Annotated in this window: 16 protein-coding genes; 3 read left to right on the forward strand and 13 right to left on the reverse strand. The window is 74.1% G+C overall.

The features are described from left to right. The first annotated feature begins 24 nt into the window (after positions 1–24). Entirely contained in the window at positions 25–798 is a 774-nt protein-coding gene (locus IE251_RS23955) for a DUF72 domain-containing protein (RefSeq protein ID WP_189755054.1), read from the forward strand. A 75-nt stretch (positions 799–873) separates the two neighbouring features. Here the strand turns inward: IE251_RS23955 and IE251_RS23960 are convergent, their stop codons facing one another. Beyond that, complete coding sequence (locus IE251_RS23960; RefSeq protein WP_189755055.1) at positions 874–1,245, reverse strand: GntR family transcriptional regulator; 372 nt, start codon at positions 1,243–1,245, stop codon at positions 874–876. Between the two features lie 72 nt (positions 1,246–1,317). Here IE251_RS23960 and IE251_RS23965 point away from each other — a divergent pair, with 72 nt between their 5' ends. Continuing rightward, a complete protein-coding gene (locus IE251_RS23965) occupies positions 1,318–2,247 on the forward strand; it encodes a GNAT family N-acetyltransferase (protein ID WP_189755056.1) in 930 nt (309 codons plus the stop codon). 38 nt (positions 2,248–2,285) lie between these two features. On the opposite strand, the gene IE251_RS23970 is transcribed toward IE251_RS23965, so the two are convergent. Then, positions 2,286–2,906, reverse strand: a complete 621-nt coding sequence (locus IE251_RS23970) for a class I SAM-dependent methyltransferase (RefSeq protein WP_189755057.1) — start codon at positions 2,904–2,906, stop codon at positions 2,286–2,288. A 137-nt stretch (positions 2,907–3,043) separates the two neighbouring features. On the opposite strand from IE251_RS23970, the gene IE251_RS23975 reads away from it, so the two are divergent. Beyond that, entirely contained in the window at positions 3,044–3,181 is a 138-nt protein-coding gene (locus tag IE251_RS23975) for a hypothetical protein (protein WP_107058380.1), read from the forward strand. A gap of 12 nt (positions 3,182–3,193) precedes the next feature. Here the strand turns inward: IE251_RS23975 and IE251_RS23980 are convergent, their stop codons facing one another. From IE251_RS23980 to IE251_RS24030, 11 genes are all read right to left on the reverse strand, one after another. Further along, on the reverse strand, positions 3,194–3,697 hold the full coding sequence (locus IE251_RS23980) for a GNAT family N-acetyltransferase (RefSeq protein WP_189755058.1): 504 nt from the start codon (positions 3,695–3,697) through the stop codon (positions 3,194–3,196). Positions 3,698–3,952: 255 nt separating this feature from the next. Beyond that, on the reverse strand, positions 3,953–4,819 hold the full coding sequence (locus IE251_RS23985; protein WP_189755059.1) for an esterase/lipase family protein: 867 nt from the start codon (positions 4,817–4,819) through the stop codon (positions 3,953–3,955). A gap of 167 nt (positions 4,820–4,986) precedes the next feature. Next, positions 4,987–5,955 carry a DNA polymerase Y family protein gene (locus IE251_RS23990; RefSeq protein ID WP_189755060.1) on the reverse strand — a complete coding sequence of 323 codons (969 nt, stop codon included), beginning with the start codon at positions 5,953–5,955 and terminating at the stop codon, positions 4,987–4,989. Beyond that, positions 5,952–9,458 (reverse strand): DNA polymerase III subunit alpha, encoded by a 3,507-nt coding sequence (locus IE251_RS23995; RefSeq protein WP_189755061.1) that lies wholly within the window; start codon positions 9,456–9,458, stop codon positions 5,952–5,954. The genes IE251_RS23990 and IE251_RS23995 overlap by 4 nt, the downstream gene beginning before the upstream one ends. Before the next feature lie 199 nt (positions 9,459–9,657). After that, positions 9,658–10,557 (reverse strand): S1 family peptidase, encoded by a 900-nt coding sequence (locus IE251_RS24000; protein WP_189755062.1) that lies wholly within the window; start codon positions 10,555–10,557, stop codon positions 9,658–9,660. Between the two features lie 242 nt (positions 10,558–10,799). Continuing rightward, complete coding sequence (locus IE251_RS24005; RefSeq protein ID WP_189755063.1) at positions 10,800–11,582, reverse strand: DUF1684 domain-containing protein; 783 nt, start codon at positions 11,580–11,582, stop codon at positions 10,800–10,802. 22 nt (positions 11,583–11,604) lie between these two features. Next, the gene (locus IE251_RS24010) at positions 11,605–12,906 is read right to left on the reverse strand and encodes an NtaA/DmoA family FMN-dependent monooxygenase (protein WP_189755064.1); all 1,302 of its coding nucleotides are present in this window, start codon (positions 12,904–12,906) and stop codon (positions 11,605–11,607) included. Continuing rightward, positions 12,903–13,985 carry an LLM class flavin-dependent oxidoreductase gene (locus IE251_RS24015; RefSeq protein ID WP_189755065.1) on the reverse strand — a complete coding sequence of 361 codons (1,083 nt, stop codon included), beginning with the start codon at positions 13,983–13,985 and terminating at the stop codon, positions 12,903–12,905. Before IE251_RS24015 ends, IE251_RS24010 begins: the two co-directional genes overlap by 4 nt. Before the next feature lie 34 nt (positions 13,986–14,019). Further along, entirely contained in the window at positions 14,020–14,781 is a 762-nt protein-coding gene (locus IE251_RS24020) for an amino acid ABC transporter ATP-binding protein (protein WP_307784876.1), read from the reverse strand. Continuing rightward, entirely contained in the window at positions 14,778–16,559 is a 1,782-nt protein-coding gene (locus IE251_RS24025; RefSeq protein ID WP_189755066.1) for an FAD/NAD(P)-binding protein, read from the reverse strand. The genes IE251_RS24020 and IE251_RS24025 overlap by 4 nt, the downstream gene beginning before the upstream one ends. Beyond that, positions 16,556–17,413: an amino acid ABC transporter permease gene (locus tag IE251_RS24030; protein ID WP_189755067.1), complete on the reverse strand. Its 858-nt coding sequence runs from the start codon at positions 17,411–17,413 to the stop codon at positions 16,556–16,558. The genes IE251_RS24025 and IE251_RS24030 overlap by 4 nt, the downstream gene beginning before the upstream one ends. Positions 17,414–17,732 lie beyond the last annotated feature (319 nt).

The following is a 17,732-nucleotide window of genomic DNA, read 5'->3' on the forward strand; positions in this document are numbered from 1 at the left end:
CACGGCGGGTGCTTTCATGGGGGTATGACCCTGTATGTCGGCACGTCGGGGTGGCAGTACAAGGACTGGCGGGGCCTCGTCTATCCGGCCGGGGTGCCGGCGCGGCGGTGGCTGGAGGAGTACACCCGGCTGTTCGCGACCGTGGAGATCAACAACGCCTTCTACCGGCTGCCGTCGTACGACACCTTCGCCGACTGGCGGGAGCGGGTGCCGCCGGACTTCGTGGTCGCGGTCAAGGCCAGCCGGTTCCTCACCCACGTCAAGCGGCTGAAGGACCCCGGGGAGCCGGTGCACCGGCTGCTGACGCACGCGGCGGGGCTCGGCGACCGCCTGGGCCCCGTCCTCCTCCAGCTCCCGCCCACCCTGCGCGCCGACCCGGCCCTGCTGGACGCCTGCCTGGCCTGTTTCCCGCCCGGTACCAGGGTGGCGGTCGAACCCCGGCACGACTCCTGGTGGACCGGCGAGGTGCGCGAGGTGCTGGTGGCCCGGGGCGCGGCGCTGTGCTGGGCGGACGTCCTGGCCCGCCCGGCCGGTCCGCTGTGGCGCACCGCCGGCTGGGGCTACGTCCGCTTCCACCAGGGCCGCGCCCGGCCCTGGCCGCGCTACGGCCGGCGCAGCCTGGAGACCTGGGTGGACCGCATCGCGACGACCTGGGCCGACGACCTGGACGTGTACGCGTACTTCAACAACGACCCGGGCGGCGCGGCGGTCCAGGACGCGGTGGTCTTCGCCAGGGCCGCGCGCCGGGCCGGGTTGACGGTGACGAGAACACCGGAGCCGGCGAGAGCCGGACAGTAGCGGTCACACACCGCCACGGCGCTCGGCCACCCCGGCAGAACGGCGAAACGGCGAAGCAGCGAGGCGGGCCCCTCCTCAGTCCTCCCCGTAAGCCGCCCGCAGGGCGTCCCGTACGGCGGCCAGTGCCTCGTCCCGGCCGAGGCCGAGCCGCCGGACCCGCTCGGCGTACGCCTGGGCGGCCGAGGATGCCTCCCGCTCCGCGGCCGACCCGGCGGCGGCCACGAACGTGCCGTTGCGCCCCCGCGTCTCGATCACCCCGTCGCCCTCCAGCGCCCGGTACGCCTTGGCCACCGTGTTCACCGCGAGCCCCAGTGACTCGGCCAGCCCCCGCACGGTGGGCAGCCGGTACCCGACCGGGAGCGCCCCGGACCGCGCCTGCTCGGAGATCTGCGCCCGTACCTGCTCGTACGGGGGCGCGCTGTCATCGATGCGGATCTTCAGGCTCACGGGGCCGATTGTCCCGCACCCGCCGGAAAATAGGAGGCAGTCCGGCGGCCCGGCCTCGTACGGTGCGGTTCCATGACAGTCCTCGTGCGTGACCTGCGCCCCGACGTCCCGGCCGACGCGAAGGGCTTCGCCCGGGTGCGCCGCCTCGCGCTGCCGTACATCCTGTTCACCCCGGACTCGGTGCGGCACACGGCCGCCCATGTCCACCCCGCCGCTCGTTTCCGGCCGCTCGTCGCGGAGGAGGACGGCGAGATCATCGGCACGGCGCAGGTCCATCTGGTCCACGACAGCCCCGAGCCGGGCCAGGGCGCGCTGAACATCTACGTCCGCCCGGACCGGACCGGGCGCGGGGCCGGGCGGCTGCTGGCGCGGGTCGCCGAGGAGTACCTGGCGGAGCTGGGCGCGACCCGGCTGCTGGCCTGGGCCCTGGACGAGCCGGCCAACCGGGCCTTCGCCGAGCGGCACGGCTACCGGCCGGGCCGCAGCGCCCACTTCCTCCGGCTCGACCTGGCGCACGGCGCCCTGCCGCCGCTCCCTGACACCCCGTCGGGAGTGGAGCTGCGCACGGCCGCCGACTTCACGGCCGATCCCCGGCCGCTGTTCGAGCTGGACGCGGAGACGGTGCTCGACGAACCGGGCGATGTGGACACCGAGTTCACGGACTACGACGCGTGGGTCGAGGAGGTCTGGCACCATCCGCTGCTGAACCGGGAGCTGACCACGGTGGTCTGTGCCGACGGCCGGCCGGTCGCCTTCACCGTGGCCTACACCGACGGCGGCACCCGTTACTCGACGGCGATGACCGGTACCATCCGCGCCCACCGCGGCCGTGGCCTGGCCAAGCTCGCCAAGATCCACTCCCTGCGCCGGGCCCGTGCCGCCGGTCTCACCGAGGCGTTCACGGGCAACGACACCGGGAACGGCCCCATGATCGCGATCAACGAGTGGCTCGGGTACGCGTTCTGCGCGCGCGAGGTGCGTTATATCCGTGAACTCGGCTGAGCATGTCCGCGAACCCGGCCGAGCGGACGGGCGGGAGGTCACACGGTGGCCACCACCGCGTACCGCTCGTCGTCCACCTCCTTGCCCCACAGCGCACGGTGCCCGGACAGTCGCTCCACGCGCACGCGCCGGGTGAGCGGCTCCAGCAGGGCGGTGAGCCGCCGCGCGGGTATGCCGACCGGGGTGAGGGTTCCCCACACGCCCTCGACCAGCACGATCCGGCCCGTGGGGCGCAGCAGGTCCTTCCAGTGCCGCAGCGCCCCGGCGGGGTCCGGCAGGGCCCACAGCACATGGCGGACCAGGACCGCGTCGAAGCGCCGCTCCCCCACCGGCGGGGCCGCCGCGTCCCCGCGCAGGATCTCGGCGGTGTGCCCGGCGAGCTTGGCGCGGGCCCGCTCGACCATCGCCGGGGACCGGTCGACGGCCGTCACCCGGTGCCCCTGCTCGGCGGCGAGGAGCGAGAGGCTGCCGGTGCCGCAGCCGAGGTCGAGGAGGTCGGCGGGGTGGCCGGGGAGCCAGGCGCGCAGCCGGTCCGCCCAGGCCGCGCGCACCTCGGGGTCGCGCAGTCCGTGATCCGGTTCGTCGTCGAAACCGGCGGCCAGCGCATCCCAGTCCGCTTCCGGGGCACCAGCACCCCTGTGCGTGTTCTCGCTCTTCATGCCCAGAGGGTGACACACGCCACTGACAGTACGGACGTGACAGCCACCACTGACAAAACGGCACCGATGAGGAAATCTCCCGGAAAACGTCTACCTCCGTGACAACACGGAACCCGGTAGCCACGAAGGAGGCAGCGATGCGCCGCATGACCGTGCAGAAGAAGCCCCTGAAGCGGACGGACAGCCGCCGGATGTCCGAGGAGGCGGAAGAGACTCCGGCGGGACGACCGGAGGTGCGCAAGGACATCGCGCGCACCTGGTGGCCCGACGCCTGACCCGAGGGCGGCTCAGCCCAGCAGCTTGCGGTAGTGGACGCGGTCGTAGGGGCCGTCGACCCGGCGGGCCACGACCTCGTAGCCGTAGCGCGGATAGATCTTCTGGTTCTCCCACATCATCGCGTTCGTATAGAGCCTGATCTCGCCCAGCCCGAGTGCACGCGCGTGTGCGTCGACGAAGCGCAGCAGGCGGCGTCCGACGCCGGTGCCGTGGACGCGGGGGTGGACGGCGATGCTGTCCAGGAAGAGATGGCCGGCGAACGCCTCGACCACCACCAGCCCGACGACGGGCTCGCCGGTGACGAACACCTTGCCGGCGGCCACGTCCGCCGCGTGGTCGGCCTCCATGGGCTGGGGCACGACGCCGATGCGCTCGATGTAGTGGTGGTACGCCGCGTCCGTGACCGCCCGCACGGCGGGTACGTCCCGCGGTCCGGCCGGCCGGACCTGTTCCCCGCCGTCGTGGCCCTCCGGGCGGCCGTTGCCTTCCGTGCCGCTGTGGCTCTTGTCGATCATGCGGCGCACGCTATCTGTCTGAGCTGAGCCTGAGCACTTCCTTAAGCGGACCATAAGGATCTCCTCCCCAAGCTCCCGACGGGCGTTCCGGCGCTGTCGCGGGGCTAGCTTCGGATCACCCACGGACCGTTCGGAGGAGTTCCGCATGCCCAGCAGCCGCAAGGCCACCGACCCGGCCCCGGCGGGCGGCGGCCGGTGCCGGTGAGGCTCCGGGGCCTGTCCGGCGGCTCAGGCCGGACAGGCCCCGGCGGCGGCTCAGGTGAGGGCCGAGGCGCAGGTGGTGGGGGTGGCGTGGGCCGGGTCGAGGGCGTTGGCCACCTCGTGGAAGGCGATCCGGTCGAACAGGCCGATCGCGAGGTGTTCGGACAGGTCGAGCGGGCAGAGGTCCTGGAGCAGGACGTTGCGGACGTCCGAACCGTTCAGGTACTGGGTGCGCCAGGGGGTGACCACCTCGTCGTACCTGGTGGCGATGACGGTGTAGCGCACGCCGGGGACGGTGTCGCCGCCCGCGTTGAGCTTGGTGAGGAAGCCGGAGCCGACGATCTGGTCGGCGAGGCCGGGGGTGGCGGCGTCGAGCAGGTCCTCGGCGCCGGGGAAGTACGGCAGCAGGTTGGTGAGGCCGTCCAGGTCGGTGCCGTGGTTGTCGGGGGCGATGCCGACGAGGGAGTGCACCTTGGCCGCTCCGCCGAGGAACTTCAGGTAGTAGCGGGGCATCATGCCGCCCTGGGAGTGGCCGACCAGGTCGGCCTCGGCCGCTCCGGTCGCGGCGAGCACCTTGTCGACGAAGGCGGACAGCTGCCCGGCCGACTTGTCGATGGGTCCGAGACCGTGGAAGAGGGGCACCCCGGGGAGCTGGCCGTAGTCGAGGGAGTAGACGCAGTACCCGCGGCTCGTGAGGTACGGGGCGAGGCCGAGCCAGTTGTCGACCGAGTTGCCGAAGGTGCCGTGGACGAGGACGACGGGCCGGGGGTGGGCGGCGGACGGCTTGCACGCGTAGTCGTTCCAGCCGCTGCTGGTCGCGGCGGTGCCGGAGGCACCGGCGGCGGTGGCGGGTACGACGACGGCGGCGACGGCGAGCAGAAGCGCGGCGAGCGGTCTGAGCACTCGCTTCCAGGGCAGCATCGTGTGATCTCCTTGCGGCTCAAAGGGAGGTGCACGGCCTGACCCTGTGATCCGGATCACGGGATGCTGTTCACTCGTCAAGTTACGGTCGAGTAGTCCAACTGTGAAGTTACGCGTCAGTAAAAACTTGCGGTGCTAACCGGCCAGGAGCGCGCGGCGGGCCGGAGTCACGCCGCCAAGGTGCCCGGGAACACCGCGCGGGGGCCGAACTTCGCCCGGGCCCGGTCCGCTGTTTCCTCGAGGCGGCGGGTCTTGTCGTCCACCGGGTCGAAGGTGAGCTGGTGGGCGGCCCGGTCGGCGGGGGTCAGGTCCTCGGCGCGCAGGGCGAGCGCGCGGACCCGGGCGCGTTGCAGGCCCAGCGCCTCGTACATGCCGTAGGCCGTCCTCGTCAGGGCCGCCGAGTGCGCGGTCGGCTCCCTCAGGGCGCGGCTGCGGGTGGTGGCGGACCGGTCGGCGTAGCGGACGGTGAGGGTCAGGGTGCGGCAGACCTTCTCCACCGCGCGCAGCCGGGCACCGATCTCCTCGGTGGCCGACAGCAGCGCCCTGCGGTGCCGGTCGGGGTCCAACTCGTCGAGGGAGAAGGTCCGTTCCGTCACCAGTGGGCGCGAGACGGCGTTCGGGACGACCCGGCCGCGGTCGATGCCGCTCGCCTTCTCCCGCAGTTCCCGGCCCGCCCGCGCCCCGATCAGCCGCTGGAGCGTGGACAGCGGCGCGGCGGCGACCCGGCCGAGGGTGTCCAGGCCGTACTCGTCCAGGGTGCGGGCGGTCGCCGCGCCGACGCCGGGCAGCGCGGTGACGGGCTTGCCGGCGAGGAACTCGGCGACGGCGTCCGCCGGGACCGCGCGGGTCATCCCGGGCCGGGCCTCGCGCAGCGCCACCCGGGCCAGCATCGGGCCCGGCCCGGCGCCGATCGCGCAGTCGACGCCGTACCGGGCGAGGGCCCGTACCCGGATCACCGAGGCCAGCCGCACCGCGTCGCGCCCGAAGTACCGCTCGGCGCCGCGCAGATCGGCCAGCGCGCCGTCCGGCGGCAGCGCCTCCACCACCGGGGTGAACTCCTCCAGCAGCCCGAGCAGCCCCGGCAGGGCCGCCTCGTACATCGGCGGCAGCTGGAAACGTACGCAGAGGATGGTCATCCCGCACTCCCCGGACTCTGGTGCCACAACTTCCGTACCGCCGCGGGGGCCCGCGCGGCGTCCTCGCCCGCGGGCCGCAGATCGGCCCAGGGGTGCATCTCGTACCCCGTGGGCATGCGGATCGTCCGGTCCGCCATCGGGTCGCGGGCCGCGGAGCCGGCCGGCGCGGGCGGTCCCTCGGATCCGGCGACCCGGGCCCGGAGCGGACCGCCGTCGTCCTTCGCCGGTGTCCCGTCCGCGCCGGACGGCGCGGCCAGCCGGGCCGCGACCCCGTCGAGCCCCTCCGCGCGCCGCACCTCCACCAGGTCGGCGAGGTTCCAGGCGGCGGAGCCGACCACGCTGAGGCTGCGCGGGCCGCGCCGCTGCACCACCCCGCGCACCAGCAGCAGCCAGGAGTGGAAGACGGTGTGGGCGCAGGCGTCGTGGGAGTCGTCGAAGAAGGCCAGGTCCACCAGACCCGTGCCGTCGTCCAGGGTGGAGAAGATGACCCGCTTGCCGGAGCGGATCGGCGGGGTCTGGGTGGCCGCCTTGGCGCCCGCGACCAGCACGGTCTCCCCGTGCCGGGCCGTGCGCAGCCGACGCGCGGAGACCACGCCCAGCTCCGCGAGGAACTCCCGGTGGTCGTCCATGAGATTGCGCGAGGCGTCCATGGACAGCACGCCCAGCTCGGCGCTGAGCTTCTCCGCCGGGGTCAGGTCCGGCAGCCCGGCCGGCGCGGTCTTCCGGCCGCCGGCCAGGGGGAGCTGGCCACCGCCGCCGCCCCGGGCGCCCCGGTGCAGCTCGGACAGGTGCAGTTGCAGATCGCGCCGGTTGGCACCGAAGGCGTCCAGCGCGCCCACCTGGGCGAGCCGCTGGGCCAGCGGGCGGCTCGGCCGGGCCCGCTCCCAGAAGTCCACCAGCGAGGAGTACGGCTGTCCGTCCGCGATCCGCCGCGCCTCGGCCTCGCTGATGCCGTGGACGTCGCGGAGCGCCAGCCGCAGCCCCCACTCCTTCGACTCGGACACCAGTTCGATCCGATGGGCGGCCCCGGAGACGTTCACGTCCAGCGGCAGGATCGGCACCCCGCGCCGCCGGGCGTCGGCCAGCAGCAGCCGCTTCGGGTACATCCCCGGGTCGTGGGTGAGCAGTCCCGCGTAGAAGGCGGCCGGGTGATGGGCCTTCAGCCACGCCGACTGGTAGGTGGGCACGGCGAAGGCGACGGCGTGCGCCTTGCAGAAGCCGTACGACCCGAAGGCCTCCACGATCTCCCAGGTGCGCCCGATCGTCTCCGCGTCGTACCCCCGGGCCGCCGCCCGCTGGGCGAACCACACCCGGATCCGCCCCTGCGACTCGGGGTCGGACAGCCCGCGCCGCACCCGGTCGGCCTCGCCCCGCCCGCAGCCGGTCATGATGGCGACGATGTCGATGACCTGCTCGTGGAAGACGACGACCCCGTACGTCCCCTTCAGCGGCTCCTCCAGGTCCGGGTGCGGACAGCGCACCGGCGCCCGTCCGTGCCGCGCCTCGATGAAGGGTCGCACCATGTCGGCGGCGACGGGGCCGGGCCGGAACAGCGAGATGTCCACGACCAGGTCGTGGAAGGTGCTCGGCTGGAGCCGCCCCACCAGGTCCCGCTGGCCGGGCGACTCGATCTGGAAGCAGCCGAGCGTCTCGGCGGACCGGATCAGCCGGTAGGTCTCCGGGTCGCCCGGCTCCACCGCGTCCAGGTCGATCCGCTCCCCGGTCGCCCGCTCCACCTCGGCGACCGCGTGCGCCATCGCCGACTGCATCCGCACCCCCAGGACGTCCAGTTTGAGCAGCCCGAGGTCCTCCACGTCCTCCTTGTCGAACTGCGCCATGGGCAGCCCCTCGCCGCTGGTCGGCACCACCGGCGTACGGGCGAGCAGGGAGGCGTCGGACAGCAGCACCCCGCACGGGTGCATGGCGACCCCGCGCGGCAGCGCGTCGAGCGCCTCGACCAGCTCCCACAGCCTGCCGTACTTCTCCTTCTCCCCGGCGAGCCGCCGCAGTTCGGGCAGTTCCGCCAGGGCCGCGCGGGCGTCGCGGGCCCGGATGTGCGGGAAGGACTTGGCGATCCGGTCGGTCTCGGCCGGGTCCATGGACAGCGCGGCGCCCACGTCCCGGATGGCGTGCCGGACCCGGTAGGTCTCCGGCATGGCGACGGTCGCGACCCGCTCGCCGCCGAACCGGCCGATGACGGCCCGGTACACCTCCAGCCGCCGCGCGGACTCCACGTCGATGTCGATGTCCGGCAGCACCACCCGCTCCTTGGACAGGAAGCGTTCCATCAGCAGCCCGTGCTCGACCGGGTCGGCGTGCGCGATCCCGAGCAGGTGGTTGACGAGCGAGCCGGCCCCGGACCCGCGGGCGGCCACCCGGATGCCCATCGCACGGACGTCGTCGACCACCTGGGCGACCGTCAGGAAGTAGGAGGCGAAGCCGTGGTGGGCGATGATGTCCAGCTCGTGGTGCACGCGCTCCCAGTACGCGCGCCGCCCGCCGTAGCCGAGCCGCAGCATGCCCGCCGCCGCCCGCGAGGCGAGCGCCCGCTGGGCGGTGCGCCGGCCGGCGCCGACGAGGTGCGGCTCGGGGAAGTGCACGCTGCCCAGACCCAGGTCGTCCTCGGGGTCGACCCGGCACTCGGCGGCGGTGGCCAGGGTCTGCTCCAGCAGCCGGTGGGCGGCGCCCCGCCGGAATCCGGCGGCCTCCACGATCCGTTCGGCGGCGTCCAGCATGGCCGGGGCGTCCTTCAGCCAGGCCTCGCCGGAGTCCAGTTCCCCGCGGGGGTCGATGGGCACCAGGCGCCGGGCCGCGTCCAGCACGTCGGCCACCGGCCCCTGCCCGGGGTCGGCGTACCGGACGGCGTTGCCGAGCACCGGCCGCACCCCCTGCTCGGCGGCGAACCCGACGGTACGGGCCGCCAGCCGCAGCGAGCCGGTGCCGGTGCCGGTACGGCCGTGCCAGACGGCCTCCAGGCGCAGCGCGTCGCCGTACACCTCGCGCCACGGGGCCAGCAGGGTCGCCGCCCGGTCGGGCCGGCCGGCGGCGAGCGCCCGTCCCACGTCCGAGTCCGGTCCGAGCAGCACCACCAGCCCCTCGCCCTGGTGGCCGGCCCACGGCAGCAGCGGGGTGCCGCCGCCCGCGTGCGCCGCGGTGACGAGCCGGCACAGGCCGGCCCAGCCGCGGGCGCCGTCCGCGGCGAGGAAGGTCACCCGGGGGTCCGACTCGTCCACGAAGGCGCCGCCGCGCACCGGGCTGCGGCGCTTGTCACGGCGCCCGGGCTCCCTCGGCGCCACCGCCAGGTCCACCCCGAACAGCGGGCGGACGCCCGCCCCGGCGCAGGCCTTGGCGAAGCGCACGGCACCGGCGAGGGTGTCGCGGTCGGTCAGGGCGAGGGCGTCCATGCCCCGCTCCGCGGCGCGCTCGGCCAGCCGCTCCGGGTGGGACGCCCCGTACCTCAGGGAGAACCCGGAGACGGTGTGCAGATGCGCGAAGCCCGGCACACCCACCTCCCGCACACGTGAGCCCCGAAACGACTCTCGAACATCAGTTCCCTACTGCTCTCCCCACCATACCTCCATTCCCGAACACGTGTACGACACCCGTTCGACCGCCTCCGACCTGCGCAAACGCCCCGCGACCAGACGACGAGGCCCCCGCACACCGGGGGTGTGCGGGGGCCGGGCCGGTACGGGGAGGGCGTCAGAAGACGTGCACCCCGTAGGCGCTCAGCGCCTCGGTGACCGGCTGGAAGAACGTCGTACCGCCGGAGGTGCAGTCGCCGCTGCCGCCGGAGGTCAGGCCGTAGGCGGTGGTGCCGCCGTACAGCGGGCCGCCGGAGTCGCCGGGCTCGGCGCACACGGTGGTCTGGATCAGGCCGGAGACGATGTCGCCGCCGCCGTAGTTGACCGTGGCGTTGAGCGCGGTGACCCGGCCGCTGTGCGTACCGGTCGTGGAGCCGCGCCGGTAGACGGTCGTGCCCACCGACGGCGTGGCCGCGCTGGTGATGTCCTGGCTGCCCACGGCGCCCGACTTGGTCACCGAGCTGTTGGTGTAGCGCACCAGGCCGTAGTCGTTGCCGGGGAAGCTGGACCCGGCCGTGGTGCCGAGCGTGGTGGTGTGCGAGGAGTTCGACCACCAGGTGCCCGCGCCGTCGGTGCAGTGCCCGGCGGTGAGGAAGTAGTAGTTGCCGCTGGAGTCCTGGACGTTGAAGCCCAGCGAGCAGCGCCAGCTGCTCGCGTATATGGCGTCACCGCCGGAGATCAGCTTGTTGAACTTGCCCGGCGTGTGCTTGATCACCAGGGCGTCCGCGCCCGCCCCGGCCTGCTTCCTGATCTTGGCGATCTCGGCCTGGGACACCGTGCTGTCGACGGTGACGACGACACGGTTGGTCTTGGCGTCCACCGCCCAGGCCGTGCCGGGGACGTCGGCCTTGAGCACGGAGTCGCTCGCCCGGGTGAGCTGGGCGGAGCTGAAGGTGTGGACGTCGCTGGCGTTCGCGGTGGGGGCGGCGAACGCCGCCGCGGCGAGGAAGCCCGCGGCCACGGCCGTCAGCTGGATCCGTCTCGCGGTGCCGCGGGGAGTGGTGCGCTTGATCCTCACTTTTCGTTCCCTCCAAGGGAAGTCGGGGGCCCGCGTGGGGTCGGGGCCCGTGAGGCGCAGCCAGGAGCCCGACCGGGTTGCGATGTACATGCCCCTGACAAGCGCTGGGGTGGAGTATTCGGCCGAACGGCCGGTCGGCACAAGGGTGCCTTTCGGCCGTCGCCCCGGAACCACCCGAACGCCCCCGAGACGCCACCGGACCGGCCCCGCACCCCCGGGCGGGACCGGCCGGCGCACCGCGGTCAGCCCAGCCGGCGCTCCCCCGCCTCCACCGCCACGTCCAGCGTGTTGCCGGGGGCCGGCAGGGGGCAGATGAAGTGGGCGGCGAAGGCGCACGGCGGGAGCTGTGCGCGGTTGAAGTCGACGGTCACGCGCCCCTCGGCGTCCGGCGCCGCCGGGAACAGGAAGCGGAACCGGAAGCTGGTGTCGCCGCTGGTGGCGTCGGCGAACACCGCCCACAGGCCGCCGTCCGCCCGCCGCGCGACCTTCAGCGTCCGCTCCCGGCCGGCCAGCGTGAAGGCCAGCTCACCGGCGAGGTCGAAGCCGCGCTCGCGGCCGTCGGCGTTGCCGAGCCGGATGGTGCGGGTGGAGTCGTACGGCGTGAACCGGCCCGGCACCGACCAGCGGGGGTCGTAGGGGTCGGCCTCGATGTCCCGGAAGGCCCGCCGGGCGGCGGAGGCGGGGTCGTACACCCGTACTCCCCACACGCCCTCGCGCACCAGGACGACCAGCCGCTTCTCCCCCAGCGCGACCCGCGCCGCGGCCTCCGGGCCGCTGTCGGCGGTCAGCCGGGTCTCGCCCGCGAAGGGCCGGCCGGCCACGGTCAGGCCGTCGGCCTCGGCGGCGGTGAGCACTACTCCGTCCGGCTCCGCCACCCACTTCCCGGGAATGTCCGGAAGTCGACCATCCGGATAGTCCTCGATCCAGTGCGTCGCGGTCAGCGCGAGCGGGCCGTAGGGCGCCGAGACGCTCTCCACCCGCTCCTCGTGCCACTGCTTCCAGGCGTCGGACGCGTCCGTCGTCATCTCATCGGTTCCTTTCCTCGTGTCATCCGTCGTCATCCGTCGTCCCACCCGGCACCCCGAGATGGGAGCGGAGCGTGCCGCCCCCGTATTCCGTGCGGAACGCGGAGCGCTCCTGGAGCAGCGGCACCACCCGGTCCACGAACTCCTCCAGCCCGTCCGGGAGCTGCGGGGCCAGCAGGAAGCCGTCGGCGGCCCCCTCCTCGGCGTACCGGTGCAGTTCGGCGGCGACCGTGCCGGGCGTGCCGACGAAGGACTGCCGGCCGCTCGCCTCGATCACGGTCTCCCGCAGGGAGAGCCCCTTGTCCTCGGCCAGGGCGCGCCAGCGCGCGGCGAGCGCGCGCGTACGGCGGTCCCGGGCGCGGGGCTCGGTCCGGGGCAGCGGGCCGTCGGGGTCGTGTCCGGACAGGTCCGTCCCCCAGATCCGCTCCACCGCGCACAGCGCGTGGCGCGGGGTGATCAGCAGCCGTCTGATCCCGGCGGCCCGCTCCCGCGCCTCGGCCTCGGTGTCCCCGAGGACGACGGTGATCCGGGACATCACCTTCAGGTCCCCGGGGGCGCGGCCGTACGCCGCGAGCCGCCGTTTGACGTCGGTGTAGCGGGCGCGGGCCTGCTCCGGCGGGGCGTGCCGGACGAGGAGCACGTCGGCCCAGGCCGCGGCCGGCTCCCGGGCCCGCTCGGAGTCCCCGGACCGGATCACCACGGGGTGGCCCTGGGGCGAGCGGGGCAGCCCGAACTCGCCCGCGATGTCGAAGTGGCGGCCCCGGTGGGCGAACGGCCGGGGCACCCCCTCGGGGGTCACGGAGTCCCATAACCTCCGTGCGGCCAGGACGAGTTCGGCGGCCCGGCCGTACGGGTCCGGGTGGCCGGCGAAGCGGTGGTCGGCGCCGGTGCGGGGATCCGCCGAGGCCGCCACCCGCCAGCCCGCCCGGCCCGCGCTCAAGTGGTCCAGGGTGGCCAGCCCGCGGGCGAGTTCGTAGGGCTGGGCGCAGGCGGCGTTCACGGTGGCGGCGAGGCCGAGCCGGGTGGTGACCCCGGCGAGCGCGTTCAGTACGGCGACCGGCTCCGGTCCGCCGGCCGGGGCCGGCTCGTGCGGCCGCCCCCGGTGCTCGGGCAGCGGCGGCTCCTCGTCCAGCAGCAGGAAGTCGAACAGGCCGCGCTCGGCGGTGCCGGCGAGCCGTTCGTAGGCGGCGAACGCGATCCGGGATCCGGCGCGCGTACCGGCCCACACCGCGTCGGGCCCCAGGCCGGCCGGGTCGTCGGCGCCCGCGTCGGGCCGGCCCGCGCCCGGCGGCGTGGCCGCCAGGTGCAGCTGCCGTACGGTCATGACGCTCTCCGGGACACCGCCGGCGCCCCGGACACGGCGTACCGGTTGGCGGGCCGTGCCAGGCCCAGGTGCTCGCGCAGGGTGCTGCCCGGGTAGAAGGTGCGGAACAGGCCGCGGTGCTGGAGCAGCGCCACCGTGCCGTTGACCAGCCGCTCCAGATCCCGGCGCGGTTCGACGGGGACGAAGTGGAAGCCGTCGGTGACGCCCTCGGCGTGCCAGGAGGCCACCAGCTCCGCGAGGTCGACGGGGCCGCCCCGGTACAGCGGCCCGTGCACGGTGGGGCGCGGCCCGCCACCCCCATGACCCGGTTCGGCGGCATGCTCGCCGTCGCCGAGGTCCACCAGCAGGCTCACCAGCACCCGCAGTGTGTCCGGGTTCCGTCCGAAGGCCCGCGCCTGCTCCCGCAGCCGGTCCCGTACGCCCGCGGCCTGGGCGGGTGAGGCCGCCCGGACCAAGGCGACGTCGGCGTGGCGGGCGGCGACCGCGCAGGCGTGGGCGTCGGTGGCGTCGACCACGCGGACCGGGTGGCCCTGCGGCGGCCGGGGCACGGTCGAGGGCCCCCGGACCGAGAAGCCGGTGCCGGTGAAGTCGACGCGGTGCACCCGGTCCCCGTCGAGGAAGCGGCCGTCGGCCACGTCCCGGATCTCGGCGCCGTCCTCCCAGCTGTCCCACAGCCGCGCGGCCACGTCGGCGACCTCGTCCGCCTCCCGCCACAGGGCGTCGGCGGGTGCCGTGGGCCGGCGGCCGAACAGCCGGGCCTCGTCCTCGGTGACGGACACGTCGATCCGCCAGCCGGCCCGGCCCCGGCCGACCCAGTCCAGGGTGGCCACGGCGGCCTGCACCCGGAAGGGCTCGGTGTGGGTGGTGGTGACCGTCGGCACCAGTCCGATCCGCCGGGTCGCGGGCGCCACCCGGCACAGCACACCGAGCGCGTCGGGGCCGGGCCGGGCGAAGGAGTCGTCCAGCGTCACGAAGTCCAGCCCGCCGCGCTCGGCGAGCCGCGCCAGAGCGGTGAACGCCCCGGCGTCGAACACCCCCGGCAGGTCGAGCGCGGCCGCGAGATGCACCAGCCCCCTCATGCCGGCCCCCTCCCCGTCACGTGCCGTTCCACCCTCACAGCACCTTCGCCAGGAACGTCCGGGTCCGCTCCTCGCGCGGCGCGCCCAGCACCTGCTCCGGGGTTCCCTGTTCCACGATCCGGCCGTCGGCCATGAACACCACCGTGTCGGCGACCTCGCGGGCGAAGGCGATCTCGTGGGTGACGACGATCATCGTGGTGCCCTGTGCCGCCAGGTCCCGGATGACGTCCAGCACCTCCCCCACCAGCTCGGGGTCGAGCGCGGACGTCGGCTCGTCGAACAGCAGCAGTCTCGGCTCCAGCGCGAGCGCCCGCGCGATGGCCACCCGCTGCTGCTGCCCGCCGGACAGCTGGCGTGGATAGGCGCCGGCCTTGTCCGCGAGCCCGACCCGCTCCAGCAGCCGGTGCGCGGTCTCCTCCGCCGCCTTCCGGGGCCGCTTCAGCGCGGACACCGGCGCCTCGGTGACGTTCTCCAGGACGGTGAGGTGGGGGAAGAGGTTGAAGTTCTGGAAGACGAACCCGATCCGGGTGCGCTGCCGCAGCACCTCGCGCTCGGGCAGTTCGTGCAGCTTGTTCCCGGAGCGCCGGTAGCCCATCAGCGCGCCGTCCACGCTGATCTCACCCCGGTCCACCTTCTCCAGGTGGTTGATGGTGCGCAGCAGGGTGGACTTGCCCGAGCCGGAGGGGCCGAGCACGACGGTGACCTCACCGGTGCGCACCTTCAGGTCGATGCCCTTGAGCACGTCGAGCGAGCCGAAGCTCTTGTACACCGACCGGATGTCGACCATGACGCTCATCGCGCGAGTTCCTTTGCTTGTGGGGCCGCTTCGGGGGCCGCCGGTGAATTGAGGAAGAACAGCACCGCCCGGGCGGTCGCGTCGTTCTGCCGGAACGCGGGGCCGCCGGTGCGCGGCCGGGTGAACGCGCCGGGGGCGCGGACGTCGGTGTACGGGCCGAGCGCGAACCGCCGGGGGTGCGGGCGCCCGGCGGTGTCCAGGATCCGGCCGTCGCCGGGGTCGACCCGGAGCAGTCCTTCGGGGGTCTCGGCGGCGCCGTCGGCGCGCAGCGCGCGCAGCAGGCCGTCACGGGTCCGGCCGACGGCGGGCTCGGGCAGCCGGGCCTCCACCAGGGCCCGGGCGGTGACGGCGAAGCCCGGCACGGTGGGGCTGGCGGCCCGGAACACCCCGTCCTCGGCGGTGACGGTCATGCCGGCCCCGACGAACCGGAGCAGCCCGGCCCGGGACAGCGCGAGCATCTGCCGCAGCCGGGGTCCGGGCGGCCCGGACGCCAGGTAGCTGAAGAACCCGTGCCACCAGGGCCCGATGTCGCCGAGCCGCACCAGTTGCCCGTAGACGGAGAGCAGCCCGAGGAAGACGGCCAGGTCGGGGCTGTGGGCGGGGTCGTGACGGCGGCGCAGGTCCGCCTCGATGTAGTCCCGCAGCCCGTTCTGGAAGGCGTCGTGCGAGGCGTACCGCACGCCGTCCAACGGGTGGTCGAGCGCGGCCAGGTCGAGCCGATCGGCGGGGTCGGGCACGGCGGCGGCGACCAGTGCCCGCAGCCCGTCGGGGCCGTCGGCCGCCGCGTACTTCTCCTCGAAGTCCCGCCAGGCCATGGCCGTACGCCCGGGGTGGGCGGTGAACAGCCGGTGGTAGTGGGCGAAGCCCAGCTCCTTCTCGACCAGCGGCCACACATCGCGCCGGAAGTCCGGGCCGCCGGGGCGGGCCAGCAGGGCGTCCACCTCGGCGGGGCCGAGGAAGCGGGGCAGCGGCGGCCGGTCGCCGGCGAGGTCGTAGCCGATCTTGGAGTGGTACGGCACTCCGCGCCGGGAGCCGACGTAGAGCACCGGCTCCCGCCCCGAGGGCAGATACGTCTCCCCCTCGTACCGTCCGCCGCGGCCCTCGGTGAGCAGCACCATCAGGTCGACGAAGGCCAGTCCGAAGCCGCGGACGAGGACGGGTTCGCCGGGCCGCAGCGCGGACAGGTCGCTGTCGGCGGTGAAGTCGGGCGGCAGGTGCACCAGGCCGTGCTCGCGGGCGTAGGCGGCCAGCGCGGCCTGCTCGTCGTCGAGTTCGGCGTCCAGGTGGCCGAGGGCGAGGATCACCAGGTCGGCCGGGAGCGGTTCCGGGCGGCCGTCGAGCCACACCTGCTGGCGGCCGTCGCGGGGCCCGCTGATCCTGAGGGCGCGCCGGGGGTGGTGGTGGACGGTGACGTTCGGCGGCAGGGCGGCCCTGGCCCGGTCGTAGACCCAGCGCAGATAGCGGCCCTGGACCCGCCGGTCGGGGAAGACGCGGCCGTCGAGCCCGGCCCACTCGTGCAGGGTGGGGCCGGGGCGTACCGGGCCGTCCATGGCCACCGTGTCGTCGGTGAACATGGTGACGTCCTCGGCGTGCGAGTTCATCCACAGCAGCGGGGACTGTTCCTGGCGCCATATGCGTCCGCCGCCCGGCGGGTGGGGGTCGACCAGGTGGATGTCCAGGCCCTCGCCCGCGTACAGGGCGGGCGCGTTGGCGGCGAGGCGTTCGAGGACGCCGGTCCCCCGCGGCCCGGCCCCGACGATCACCAGCTGCTGCCTCATCGGGTCCGCTCCGTGCCGCGCGCGTAGCGTTTCTCGACGTAGTACTGGCCGATGCCGAGCAGCGAGGTGACCACGGCGTACCAGAGGGTGGCGACCATCAGCAGCGGGATCACCTGGTAGGTGCGGTGGTAGACCAACTGGGCGGAGAACAGCAGGTCGTTGACGGCGATGATGCTGACGATCGAGGTGCCCTTGAGGGTGCCGATCAGCATGTTGGCGGCGGGCGGCACGATGGAGCGCATCGCCTGCGGCAGCACGATCCGCCACCAGCGCCGGCCGGGGCTCAGGCCGAGCGCCTGGGCGGCCTCGATCTGTCCGCGGTCGACGGAGAGGATGCCGCCGCGCACGACCTCGGCGGCGTAGGCGGCCTCGTGCAGGGTGAGGCCGACGATCGCGACGGCGACCGGGCTGAGCAGGTTGACGGTCTTCACGCCGAAGACCTGCGGGTACAGCGCCCCGATGTTGAACCACAGCAGCAGCTGCACCAGGATCGGGATGGACCGGAACAGCCATACGTAGCCCCAGGCGACCGCCCGCAGCACGGGGTTGGCGGACAGCCGGAACGCGGCGAGCAGGGTGCCGAGGGCGAAGCCGAGGGTCATCACCACGGCGGTCAGCCACAGGGTGAGCCACAGTCCGCGCAGGATGGCGTCGGAGGTGAAGTACTCGGCGACGACGTCCCATTGGAACGCCTTGTTGCTCAGGACGGAGTTGACGGCGAACCCGAGCAGCACGAGGACGGCGACGGCCGCCGCCCACTGGCCGAAGCGGCGGCGCGGGACGATCCGCGGGGCGTCGGCGGGTTCGGGTGTCTTGGCCGTGGCGGGGGTCTGGGCGAGGGTGTCGGATGACATGCGAAGGCTCCGTGACGCGTGAATCGTCGGAACGAAGGTGATGCCTTCACACGGGCGCGCCGCGCGGCGCGATCACGGCCGAGCCCCTCAGCAGGGCCGTATGCCGAGAGTACGGGGCCGTTTCGGTCCGCTGTCAAGGTTGTCCATACTGTGAGCCGTACATCTCAAGTCAGTTGACGCGGAACCGGATGCCTGTTCCACTTGGCCCATGCATCCACAGCAGTGGCTGGTCACCCGCTCCCACATCGACTTCGGTCGCGTGTGGTCCTGTTCCTGTTGAGCTGACCCCCTGCGCGCGCCCGCCGGTCCGGCGGGCCTC

This window comes from Streptomyces eurythermus (genome assembly GCF_014649115.1).
GTDB lineage: Bacteria > Actinomycetota > Actinomycetes > Streptomycetales > Streptomycetaceae > Streptomyces > Streptomyces eurythermus.